Origin of the sequence: Winogradskyella sp. 3972H.M.0a.05 (genome assembly GCF_040493455.1) — a bacterium.
Classification (GTDB): Bacteria; Bacteroidota; Bacteroidia; order Flavobacteriales; family Flavobacteriaceae; genus Microcosmobacter.
On record NZ_JANFDA010000001.1, the window covers coordinates 326,002 to 338,029 of the forward strand.

A 12,028-nucleotide genomic window follows, 5' to 3' on the forward strand; every position below is an offset into this window, starting at 1 on the left:
CGAAATATGAGCCAGTTAATATGGTCATTGAAATAATTGTGGATAAAAACCCCTATAAAGAAAATTATACACGAGAAAAAAATGAGCAAGTATAGTCTATTCTTTAATGCTCTAAAATCGGAAATATATAATGATTTGTAAAGATATACACTTATGGGGAGTATCAGTATCCCAAAAGAAACCATAACTCTTTTTAGTCCATAATTAAAATTGTCTGTATAAAGTAGACTAATTGCAATGACAAAAAAGTAAATCGTATTTATTATTAGGGTTTTGTTTTTTAGGCTTGGTAATGACTTGAAGTTATTGAACAATACCGTTAACACTACAAACAGGATTAAAAAAAACAGGGCTATATTTCTTAGGTTTTCTGTGAATAATAATGAAACTCCAAAAAACAAAAAGCCAGACTCAAAAAAAAACCTGATATGTTGTTTTTGTAGATTAAGCATTTGATTCATTTACTCTTTTCTTCTTCTTGAAAGACCAAGCTAAAAAGACATTTATTGCTTTTGGTATCAACATAACTCCTATAAGTGTTCCAATAAAGTATGAGAAACCATTAGTAAAATCACCTCTTAGGAAAAACAATAAGTGAACAGAAAAATAAAACGCCATGATTCTCTTTAAGGGATCATTACTAAATAACCAGTTTAGCAATTTAACTACAAAATAAGCAAGGGCTGTTGCCATTAAAATAATTCCTATAAATCCAAAATTAATATAGCCCTCAGAAACCATGGGGTTAGATAGGTTATGATATACAAAATCATATTCATCTATGACATAATTCCCTATTAACTCTCCAGTAGATGTTGGTTTAGATGCCCAAATGCTTCGAGGCACAAAAAACAATAAGCCGCTTAATAGCTGAAAACCAAATGACATACCATGTTTGCTAACATATTCAGCTGTTGCCATTACATTGGCAAATGCATCATAGTGTAGGGTGAAAAAACTAGATACAATGCCTTCTTTTTCATAATGTTCAGTAATAAGGCTTGGATTATTTATTATTTCCATTATAGTAGCATCTAGATGTGTTAATCCAGCAACTAAGGGAAATAAAATAACTAATGAGAAAAATAAGAAAAGAAAAGATTTAGAATTACTATTCAACGTTTTGGGTGCAAATAGGAATAATAATGTTATATAAATTGGTCCTATTGCATTTCTCTTTTCAGTCAAAGGGTTTTTAAAAACCAATAAAAGTGTAATCAGTAATATATATACTAAAAAAAGGATGATCGCGTTGTTTGTAATCTTTCTGTTGTTTTGAAAGTAGCTTTTTATCAATACAATTGCTCCTAAAGGCATCATATAAAGTACCTTCTTTAGAATTAGCTGTCCAGAAACCGAAATATTATACCTAGCATTAGTTATCCAATGGGACTCAGTAAATAGGTTAATTATATAGCTTCTACTTAAGTATAATGTCATAATCCCAGCCAATAGTATAATAAGTACCGTTAAGGGTGTGTATTTACTGTTTATATCCTTTACTGTTATCGTACTTGGCTTCTTTAAGTGTCTTTTTTTGAAGAACAAGTAACTCATGAAAAAGCAAAAATGGAAGCATAGGATTAAAACATTGGCATAAACAACTTTAGATTCGGAATATGGAAAATAGTTAGGAAACGCATGGCTCTGTTCATCGAAAGAGCCTATCTGCACCATTGGAGCTAAAATAAAAAACAGAAAATTGAACGTTATATATGCTGACAAGAAGGGTGAATATGTCTTTTCAATCTTTAAATGATAAATAAACATAATGGTAAGAAACAACCAATTGGCAAAGAAAGACCCCCACACAAATAAGTTTTCAAAAAAAGAAATAAACAAGAGTGCACTTACTAATAAATACAAACCGATTATAAAATTATTGAGCTTCATTTAAATAATCAATTACCTTCTAAAGGATCTAATTTTGTTAAAATTGAAAAGAGATAGATTAACCTTATCCTTTTTATACACCAATATTAATCCCCCAATATTCCAAAATATAAACGAAAAAGCTGTACTAATGGATGCTCCAATCATTTCATATTTTGGAATCAAAATAAAGTTCATCCCCAAATTTATAATCAATGCAAAAATTAATATTTTTTGAAATAATACTTGCTTTCCTGTCATGTTCAAATATAAGCCAACTGGACCACAAAACGCATTTATTGTTTGTCCAAAAAGTATAATATACAGTGCTTGCTTTGCTATTACATAGCTTTCACCAAAAAAAGACAAAATCAAATCAGAAAACAAAATGATAAATAAAATTAAAGGGACTGTCAAAATCATATTGAGCGTAGTAGCCTTTAAAATTACTTTTCTTAACTCTTGCATGTTTTCTCCAAAAAAAAGCTTGGAAATCTTTGGTGCAATTGTGGCATTAATTGAACTGAGAATAATAGCTACAACGGATGATATCTTTATTGCTACCCCATAATATGCTACAACTGTAAAAGAGTAATATAATTCTAGCACATAGACATCAACACTCTGCATTATTAATAGCGAAAGCAGACCAAAAGACATCGGAAATGATGTTTTTATAATCTCTCTAAATCCTATTTTCTTACTAGCCTTTAAGGGTTTAAAACTCCAAAATCTATATATAATAACAAACGTCGAAATTAAAGCCAATACAACAAAAGATAAAATAAAGGCATCTAGTATGTAGATTATATTATCCTTTAGAATAAGTACTAAAACAAATAAAAGTAGCAAGCCAAATCTTCCAATATTTCGTAATAATTCGGAAAGGTAGAGGAAGTCTAAAGCTCTCAAAACTTCTATATTCAATAGCGTTAATGTGTAAGGCAATAATGCACAAAACACCTTGTCTAGTACAAACTTAATTTCTGGATCTTGTAAGTATGGTATATTAAATAAGTAGGCTAAAGCTAAGTATATTAGCAGAGATAACGAGAAGGTTGAAATAAGGATTATTATTTTTTTTCTATATAAAAAAACTATTTCTTTAAAATCTCCTATTGCTTCTAGCTTCCCCGAAAATTGAAGAAAAGCTGTATTCATCCCTAATAGGATGACAGCTCCTAATAGAATAATGATAGAATTAAAATAGTTGTATTTACCAACTAGCTCTTCTTCTGCAAAATTGGTTATTAGCAATAAAACTGCTATTTGTAATGTGGCTCCAAGAACTCTCAGAATAAGTACATTGATACTTTTTCTTACTAGATTGTCTTTTAGGTTTTGTATTGTCTTAGAGACTAGCATCAAGGACTATTTACCAATTGTTGTCTTGAGCATAGCCAAGCTTAATTAACATGTCTCCAGCATGCTTTTTAAAGACGGCTTTGCTATTCTCATCAAAATAATTCTTCCAATCCCCAGATATTCCTTTTCTTAGAAAGCTATTAGTGTTTTCTTCTCCTCTACTGCGCTTGGTTTGATTTTCGAATGAATATTTATCTACAACTTGCTTTATAATATTTTGGTCAACTTCCTTATCGGGGAACATTTTTGTATGTAAGTTCGTTAATGCTTCAGAAGTATCATTTAGCATATCTTCATACTTTATAGAATAAATATTTTTATGGTCTTTTGTTGCTTTTAACCATTTATTATTATAATCTGTCCAGTTACCTGGGTGATTAAAGAACTTGAGTTTGGAGGGTTTATCAGTAAATAAAAATTCTATGTATTCAGATAAGTTTGTTTTTATATCAGAATAGTCTTTGAATTTTAAATTATCTCTGTAATAGTTAACCAGTTTAGGGTCTTTTCTGTTCTTGTCATTCCATATCAAATGGTAAAAATAAGATGATACCATAATGTCTCTGCCATCTCTTAGGAGCCAAACAATATGTTCATTTTTACCTATTAAATACTTCGGCTGATAATGACTATGGTATACCGCTCGTTGAAGAACTGGGTATTGATTTCTAGGAAAAGGCAGGTCTAAACTTCCCGATAAGAGCTGAGCCAACCATGTTCCTCCAGATTTGGGATACTCTACAACTAAGACAGATTTGTTTAATAGCGTAATTGAGTTTATATAAATTAATCTAGTAGCATGTTCAAACTTATCTAATGTTTGTTTAAGCTTCATAAATCTTTATTTATTTTGATTCGTTAATAGTCAGTGTTTTTGGCACAATAAAAACATCTCCTGTATTGCTTAATGCTCCTTCCCAGCCAGATACTTGTTTTTCTTTAAGTGTTGTCCCAAAAATCACGCTTACTTTATTAGTGTTGATTTTAACTTTCATGGTACATTTATACCATCCAGCCCCTAATGGTTCTATTGATGGATTAAAGCCTTCAAAATAACCCTGCTTAAAGGTATCTATTACCTTTCCTGTTTCAAGGTTAAATAATGCATCTACTCTATTGGGATAAACTCCTTGTATCCTAAAGCCTAGCACATCTCCTGAAGCTTTCTTAGCAACTATTGAAATTTCGTGTTCTCCCCCATTGTTTATAGAAATAGAGCTTTTTCTTATAAAAGCTGGAGCATCATCATCTGATCTTTTTATTAGATATATCTCATCATTCTTGTACTTCTGTTTATTCTTTGCTAATGTAACGTTTTTCAGTTCCCAAGTTTTAAGATTATTAATAACTGGTTTTAAGTTAGATGCTGGTTCTCTTTTCTTTATCTCAATGCCCTCGATGTTAAACTCATTCTTTAAATTTTCGAGTTCTTGATATATTATACCTTGATTGTATTCTAAATTTTTTGGGTATATAAGTCTATTCTTAAATTCTGTTTTGAGCGCTTTTTGCAAATCTTCTAGTTCTGATTTGTTTTCGAGGAGAAGATTTTCAATATATTCAGGTTGGCTAACTTTCTGTAAAGCAAAAGCCAGGTGCTTTAAATAAACTGAGTCTCTAGTTTTACCTTTGAAGTTAAATGGAATGTAATTTTTAAGCTTAATTCCTGAATTACCATCAAAAGCTACGGGCTCAAGCTTAGAAGTAATTGGGTTATAATAATATCTTATATTAATCAAATAGGTGCCATGTTCTGCTCCAAACAAATTTGTGAGAGCGTTGTCCATCGCTAACTTTTTGACATCAAAAACATCGCTAATATTGTTTTTGTTTTGCATTAAATCTTCAAGTAAATTTTTTGAAAGCTTAAAGTAATGCCCTAATACGCTGTCTTTTAAAATGTTTCCTTCAGAAAATACTGATATTGGCATTTTTGCAGTAGTAACAATATCATAATTCATAAGGTCACTGTATTTAAGACCGTACTTATTTGCTGCAACTTTACTTTTCTTTACTTCATTCCACCAGTAGTCTTCAGAAAACTTCAGAATAACACTTTCCTTTCGCTTATTGCTTTCTATTGTACGTTTATCGAATGTTTCTTCGATGGCATAAATACCTGTATCAATGTTTATGTATTTATTTTTACCTGATTTTACATGTAGTTTCCCTTCAACAAAATTATATCTCAGCCCCATAAGTCCTTCTTTTTTTATAGCCTTATGGTACAGCCATTCTCCTAGATAATTTCTGGCGGCTGGGTGGTGCAGCGAAAATTTTCGCATGCCCATTATTGTTTTATCATTCTTGAGTTTTACCCTAAATGACCACTTACTCCCTTCTAAGTGTGTGGTCCAATCGCCTTTTAATCTAATTTCTGCATTGTACTGCTGTCCATTAAAGGTAATTGTAGCCGGTACATAATCTTTATCATTTGTTTCTAATATACCAACACTAACTGCTTTATCTCGTTTTTTCTTGAGCTTCTTGTATGATTTTTCAGAAACGGTTATTTGAACAAAGTCTAACGTTGTTGCTTGTTCTATTTTACTTGGTGCAGATGGGTATTTATCTTCTTTTTTGTCTTCGATTTGAGACATTGCTAAAAGAGCGGTAACTAATATAAGTCCCGCTAAGAAAACAATTGTAAATCGAGAAGAAGATTTGAGCTTCATAAATAATATCTAGTAGTTTTCTATAAAACTAAACTGTACACCTCCTATTGCTTTTAATTCATTTTTAGCATTCATTATAGCATCAAAATCATTAAAATCAACACTCAATGATAATTCGGTAGTGTCATTAACTTCATCTAGTCGTTTTAAATCAATCTTTGAACAATACTTTTCGAGTATTTTCATTATCTCTGCTTCATCAAGTGTTTTATCTCTCGAAATATTGGATATGGTTAATACCAAATTTTGCTGCATAACACTCTTAACAGCTCTTGAATTGTGTATTACTATATATAGAATAATAATAATAGCCCCAATTAAAGTAACAATACGTTGATTTGCTCCCATACCCAATCCCAAGGCTATAGCTATAAAGAAGTATACTAATTCCTCTGGTTCTTTTATTGCTGTTCTAAAACGGACTATGGATAAAGCTCCTACAAGCCCAAGAGAAAGGGCTAAAGAAGATTTTACAATAGATATTACAAGCATAACTGTTACAGCTATCAAAACAAAGGTTTGGGCAAGCTTTTTTCTATTAGATAAGGAATTTCCATATTTTGAATAAATCAACCCAATAATGTATGATAATATTATCGTCATTAAGACATTAATTAGGAAATCTAGGATTGATGAATCTCCTGATGTGAATTGATTTGTTAAATCGTTTAAAAAAGATTGTTCTTGCATTTTATAGTTTTATTTTATTGAGGAAATTGTTTAATTGTATTAACTCCATTAACATATTTAGAATTCTTATTCAACCTAAAAGGAAATTGATTGGAAACATGGTAGGAGAGCATATCTTCTTGTAGGGCATATTTTAACTCTACAATGATATTCTTGTCTTTAGAGGGGGGCCTTCTAAAATTGTTAATTCTTCGATCAATTTTATAATAAAGCAAATCAAAGTCTAATGTAATTCTGAATTTATTATTTGCTGACATAAAATATTTTCGATTGTACGAATTCAAAAGGGCGGGATATACCATTTTTAACGATTGTAAAATTGGTATTGGCAAATTAGATTGTTCAAATGTATTTTGAATACTTTTAGAATCAAAAGTTTCGTCTAACATAAACGGGTTTAATTTATAAGACCATTTATCCCCAACTAATCCTTTTTTAATCTTTATCTCTAGTACGGGTTTTTCTATCAAACCAAATGTACTCCCATACCACCTTATTCTAATCTTTTTTCTGTCAGAAACTCCTAATACATTATCAAAATAATCATTATATCCAACAGTGTCAAAATAAATATTATTAACCTGCCTTTGTTCAAAAATTTCATTGAACAAAAATGTGTTTTGCTTTATAACCTGTTCAATTTCGTTGGTTTTAAAGCTTCTTGGAACAGTAAATTTCCGTTCATACCTATAATTATGATCCTTATCTAGTAGTATTATTGCTTCTTCCTTTTTCATTGACTTACGTTTCTAGTTTCGGCACTACTCCTACCAAATTCGACTCCATACATTCGGTCTTTTACATTTTGGGTGGTCTCAATCTTTTTACCATCTACAAATAATGTAGAAGAGCTCTCTATCAAATAATCTGTTTCTATGTTATTTGTTTGTATTCCTTTAACGATAATACTAGATGGGCCAAATTCTGGCTTTTTTTGAAATGCAGTGATTCCAAGTTTTGTGTTGCTCATTTTTATATTATCTACTGTAACTCGAGATAAGTCCTTGCCTGCAACTGCTATTTCACTATTGTCAACCTCTGTGTCTATAATAGTCATTATACTATCTTCTCCGGCGCTCAATCCCTTATCTCCAGCATTCTTAATTGACACACTCTTTACTGTTATATCCGAGCCAGATACATCAATAGCATCATTTCCTAAATTGTTGAAGATAGAGTTTGTTACTCTCCCTTTAACAAAATCACCATCAAAAGCATCTGACTGAGTATTGTTAATTTCACATCTATTAATTCTAAAGTTGGTTCTTACAATATTGAGAGCGTCTTCCGAATGGTTATTACTAAAAATGGTATTCGTGAGTTTTACCGGTGATTCATAAAACGTTATTGCTCCCGTAACACTCCAGGAACCATGTTTTGGATTTGACAGCTCGTCAAAAACAACATAGTTAAGAGTGGATTCTTTTTCAGCACTAAGTACTAATAATCCTTGTCCTTTCTTATCTGAAGAATATATTTTTATACCTTTTTTCTTATTGCCAATAAACCTCAATGGTGAATACGAAATAATTTTACCGCCTTTAACTATGTCAACGACCATACCTGGTCGTAGTCTAAATGTATAGCCTTCAGGAACTATTAAAGGTTCATTGATTACTATTGAGTCTTTTCGAAAAGTAATTAGCTTTTCTGCTTCTTTTACAACAATATGTTCATGGTTATTGATTAGTGATTTATCTCTAAACAAGTCAGAACTTACTTCCTCCTGTTCTTGATAAGGTATAATTGAAGCATATAAGTTTTTATCTCCTGCCATAGGTCGAAAGGAAACAAAAAGTTCATAAATATGTTTGTGCAATAAAAACCCCGTTGCTTTTTTCTTCTTACTAACAAATAAATTCTCGAAGCTTCTTGGTAATTCAATTTGAATAGTGTCCAGTTGATTTTCTAAAAGTGTAATGCTTGGGTTAATATTTACTATTTCTTTTTTTTGCTTGTGGTTTAATCCTACTATTGTGACAGGGTAATGAGAAATATTTTGAACACTTATAACCACTTTGTTTTTATCTATTGAAATCAATCTTGGTTTAATCATAGTTGATTGCAATAAGTTCTTTTTTATTTTATACTGATTTAGCTCAAGGTAATTTAAAGAAAAGGGATTACGTACATCATATGCGTTTATCGAGTAAATAGTATTGATTATATCCGTAGAGTTAATAACATTTGAAGTAATATCTAGCTCGGATAAGTTTTTTAAGTTTTCTAAATACTCCTGTAAAAAATTTGCGTTATGAAGTATTGGTTTCTGTAAATGTCTGTAAGCTTTTCCTAAACTATTAGAGTCAACAAAAATAGGCTCTAATAGTCCTGTATTATCGCTCAATATAAGTCGAAGCTCTAGATTGGTACAGCCGTCTGAAAGAAAAGACAATATTGAATAATAGGCAGCTATTTTTTTTAAATCGATAACATTCTCTATTTCGTTGTCATTTAGTTGCTTTACTAATGACTCAATCTCCTGAAAATTTTCTCCTTTTATTGAATATAAACTGCTTTCAATATTTCTATTACTTTCTATACTGCTGAAAAACGCTCTAGGGGTTTTTACTATCAAAGACGCAAGTGTATTTTTCTTCAAAAATGACTCAAATGATTCCGCTATTTCAAAAAGACTATCTCCTTTTATATCGTATCTGTGCTCTAAGTATTTTATGTCAAAATCATCGAAAAGCTTCTTTGCTAGAGGATAATAAATATTTGGCTTAGATCGATTGGTTAGGTTATCCTTGGCCTGATTTAAAGCAGAGGCATTAAATTTTAATTCTTTAAATGCTTTATTAAATATTCTCTCCCAGCCTTGTTTTTTGTTAGCTCTTGGGGTGTAGCTTACTTTTAACTTATCAATATTTATAAGAGGTAGTTCTATACTAAATAAGGCATATTCTTTTCCGTTATATTTATAGAGGGTTGGCAGTATATTTACTTTTTCTTTTAAAGAGCTTTTGTTCCCTGAAATTTTGTTGTCTGGGAAGATCTCTAAATTGAACCCATTCTTAAAATCCTGATTTAATTCTATACTGCCAGGAGATTCTTTGATAATTACTAGTTCTCTATGTATTTGGTTGTCCAAAACAAAGGATTCTAAACCTAGTTTATTGGTTTTTGTATCTGTAATAGAAGCTGCCTCAGGATCGAAAATGCTATCTACTTTAGAGGCGTACTTTTGAGGTAATTCTGCAAGATATTTGTTTGCTTCATTTTGAATAACTAACCCTTTATTTTTAACACCTAAAATGGTCATAAATATTAGGCATAGAAAAGGAACCCCTAAAAATAGAAATACTGTTTTTTTATCTAAATAGAGCTTCGTTTTCATTTCCTTTTTGCTAAATTAAAAAGTTAGCAAATATAAAAGTATTTTGTAAATCTTTAATTAGTAAAATTAGGATCTACGTAGTCTTGAAGTTTTCCTAACCCATTAATGTCTGTACCATTAAGATGAATTAATCGAAAGTCTACTGTTCCATCCTTTAGAACATCAACTACAATCAAATTGTCTCTAACTCCTCCTCCCATACCAGAAGCCACAAAAGTAATATTATCGTAGTTGTGGTAATAGTATTCAATTATATGATCTTTTTTTCTTTTTTCTTTAGAAAAAGCGCCGACATCACCTGCAAAAATATACACTGGTGTAGTTTGGTTTTTAAGCAAGGGTTCAATTTTTGACCAGAAATTGGTTGTCTCAGGTCTACCGCTCAAGGAATTTGGAAATGGTTTGGAAAATTTAGTTTTGGAATACCATAACAAGTGGTGGGAAAAAATAAAAATATTGTTTACTGACGATCCTTCGTTTCTTAAGGCGTTCATTAAAAATACTAATTGATCGTCACTTATATTCCAACTATCAATATTGCTGTCCAATACGATATAAAGATTGTCTTTATGTACAAACTTTTTATAAGAATCTCCAAAATTCTTCTTAAATAGCTTGAGCCCTCCATCATGATTTCCCCTGGCTATATGGGTAGGAATTTCAAGCTCTTTCATTTGTTCCATAACAATAGGCCATTCATTTGGTTTCCATACACAGTCCCCAAGTAAAAACCCAAAATCCATTTTTGGTTGATCTTCTAAAAATTGAAATTTATCAATGAACGGTTTATACAATCCTTTATCAGTATTATCTTCATTTGATCTTAATTCGGGGCTACCATAGGTATGCCCTGCAATAAAAAAGGAGTTGCTTAATTGTTTTGAATCGTCACAACTAATAAAAAAGCTAATTAGAAAAAAAATCTGCCAGTTCTTCATCTTTTCAAGTTATTCTTAATTTCTGATAAGGCCTCTATTTCATCTCCCCAACCACTTATTGTAGAAGGGTCATTGGGATTGTAGTTTAAAAACCATAATTCTATAATGGTTTTTACTTCTGGGTACTTTTTTGAAAACTCTAAATAGTTTTCCGCACTCAAAACCTGATTAGACTCATCAAAAGGGATGGCTATTATCTTTGAGTCAATTTCTCCATTATCGATTAATTTTAACACTCCTAGTGGAATTATTTTAACAATGGCACCTGTTTTAAGGCTTTCACATAATACCAATACATCTAAAGCATCACCGTCTCCACCAGTATCTGTATTGGAATAAGTGGATGGTATAAAGCCATAATTACCTGGGTATGGCAAAAAATCTATAATCCTTTCTTTTCCATTTTCTTTATCAACATCAAATGAATTCGCTTCTGAATTATACTCTAATTTTTTATTGGTTCCTGCTGGGATTTCAATTATTGCATATGGGTTTCCTTCATCTGAAAATGTTTGATAAGAGTAATAGTCTATACTATTATTGTTCTTGCATGCACTAAATAAGATGACAATAATTAAAAGGATTGGGGTTATCTTGTATCCTCCATTACCTAACAAGACCATTTATCGTTTTTTGTTTCAGGATTATAGCAGGATTATATCTCCCTTCCACTTTTTGGGTAGTAAGCGTGAAGGTCTCTTTGTCATAAGAAATATATTTATTAATCGTAAAATGTTCTTCAAGATTAGAGCCTTCAATTAATAATTCGTTACCTCCATAACTAAGCGTGATAGATTGTATTTGAATTTGCTTTAAATTCTTTCTTCCAAAATTGATGTTTATATTTCTAGAAATATTATTAGCTCCAAAATCAACAGAAATAGTTTCATATTTAGAATTGGGTAACACAGATTCAGTAAAATGAATGCTTTTCTTTTGAAACTCATCTATTTCTATATTGTTCATCATTACCTTAAACTCGTCTTCAGTATTTGTTTTAAAAACTATTGTAGCTTTTAAGCTTATTTCAGGAGGTGTGTTTTCTTGTGCAGATTTCTGAGCGCTTTCCTTTGGTTCTCCTTTACAACCCAATAGGCTAAAGATTAAAAATAGGATTATAGTATTTCTCATCAACTTAGTTTTTTAAA

Annotated in this window: 10 protein-coding genes; all 10 read right to left on the reverse strand. The window is 30.9% G+C overall.

Annotation, left to right across the window (positions count from 1 at the left end):
- Positions 1-444: 444 nt before the first annotated feature.
- The 10 genes from NCE97_RS01455 to NCE97_RS01500 all read right to left on the reverse strand — a co-directional run bounded on the left by NCE97_RS01455 (position 445) and on the right by NCE97_RS01500 (position 12,011).
- Positions 445-1,725, reverse strand: a complete 1,281-nt coding sequence (locus NCE97_RS01455) for an O-antigen polymerase (RefSeq protein WP_503065108.1) — start codon at positions 1,723-1,725, stop codon at positions 445-447.
- Positions 1,726-1,905: 180 nt separating this feature from the next.
- Positions 1,906-3,237, reverse strand: a complete 1,332-nt coding sequence (locus tag NCE97_RS01460) for an MATE family efflux transporter (protein WP_353777092.1) — start codon at positions 3,235-3,237, stop codon at positions 1,906-1,908.
- 10 nt (positions 3,238-3,247) lie between these two features.
- Complete coding sequence (locus tag NCE97_RS01465; RefSeq protein ID WP_353777093.1) at positions 3,248-4,072, reverse strand: sulfotransferase domain-containing protein; 825 nt, start codon at positions 4,070-4,072, stop codon at positions 3,248-3,250.
- A gap of 10 nt (positions 4,073-4,082) precedes the next feature.
- Positions 4,083-5,912: a phage head spike fiber domain-containing protein gene (locus NCE97_RS01470; RefSeq protein ID WP_353777094.1), complete on the reverse strand. Its 1,830-nt coding sequence runs from the start codon at positions 5,910-5,912 to the stop codon at positions 4,083-4,085.
- Between the two features lie 9 nt (positions 5,913-5,921).
- Complete coding sequence (locus tag NCE97_RS01475) at positions 5,922-6,602, reverse strand: DUF4956 domain-containing protein (RefSeq protein WP_353777095.1); 681 nt, start codon at positions 6,600-6,602, stop codon at positions 5,922-5,924.
- Positions 6,603-6,616: 14 nt separating this feature from the next.
- On the reverse strand, positions 6,617-7,339 hold the full coding sequence (locus tag NCE97_RS01480) for a VTC domain-containing protein (protein WP_353777096.1): 723 nt from the start codon (positions 7,337-7,339) through the stop codon (positions 6,617-6,619).
- Entirely contained in the window at positions 7,336-9,942 is a 2,607-nt protein-coding gene (locus NCE97_RS01485) for a hypothetical protein (RefSeq protein WP_353777097.1), read from the reverse strand. Before NCE97_RS01485 ends, NCE97_RS01480 begins: the two co-directional genes overlap by 4 nt.
- A gap of 53 nt (positions 9,943-9,995) precedes the next feature.
- Positions 9,996-10,880 carry a metallophosphoesterase family protein gene (locus NCE97_RS01490; protein ID WP_353777098.1) on the reverse strand — a complete coding sequence of 295 codons (885 nt, stop codon included), beginning with the start codon at positions 10,878-10,880 and terminating at the stop codon, positions 9,996-9,998.
- Entirely contained in the window at positions 10,877-11,503 is a 627-nt protein-coding gene (locus tag NCE97_RS01495; protein WP_353777099.1) for an inorganic diphosphatase, read from the reverse strand. Before NCE97_RS01495 ends, NCE97_RS01490 begins: the two co-directional genes overlap by 4 nt.
- Entirely contained in the window at positions 11,487-12,011 is a 525-nt protein-coding gene (locus NCE97_RS01500) for a hypothetical protein (RefSeq protein WP_353777100.1), read from the reverse strand. Before NCE97_RS01500 ends, NCE97_RS01495 begins: the two co-directional genes overlap by 17 nt.
- Positions 12,012-12,028 lie beyond the last annotated feature (17 nt).

Excerpts from the sequence above, each read along its gene's own strand:
- NCE97_RS01460 (WP_353777092.1), bottom strand. The coding sequence starts at position 3,237 with ATGCTAGTCTCTAAGACAATACAAAACCTAAAAGACAATCTAGTAAGA.
- NCE97_RS01465 (WP_353777093.1), bottom strand. The coding sequence starts at position 4,072 with ATGAAGCTTAAACAAACATTAGATAAGTTTGAACATGCTACTAGATTA.
- NCE97_RS01470 (WP_353777094.1), bottom strand. The coding sequence starts at position 5,912 with ATGAAGCTCAAATCTTCTTCTCGATTTACAATTGTTTTCTTAGCGGGA.
- NCE97_RS01475 (WP_353777095.1), bottom strand. The coding sequence starts at position 6,602 with ATGCAAGAACAATCTTTTTTAAACGATTTAACAAATCAATTCACATCA.
- NCE97_RS01480 (WP_353777096.1), bottom strand. The coding sequence starts at position 7,339 with ATGAAAAAGGAAGAAGCAATAATACTACTAGATAAGGATCATAATTAT.
- NCE97_RS01485 (WP_353777097.1), bottom strand. The coding sequence starts at position 9,942 with ATGAAAACGAAGCTCTATTTAGATAAAAAAACAGTATTTCTATTTTTA.
- NCE97_RS01490 (WP_353777098.1), bottom strand. The coding sequence starts at position 10,880 with ATGAAGAACTGGCAGATTTTTTTTCTAATTAGCTTTTTTATTAGTTGT.
- NCE97_RS01495 (WP_353777099.1), bottom strand. The coding sequence starts at position 11,503 with ATGGTCTTGTTAGGTAATGGAGGATACAAGATAACCCCAATCCTTTTA.
- NCE97_RS01500 (WP_353777100.1), bottom strand. The coding sequence starts at position 12,011 with ATGAGAAATACTATAATCCTATTTTTAATCTTTAGCCTATTGGGTTGT.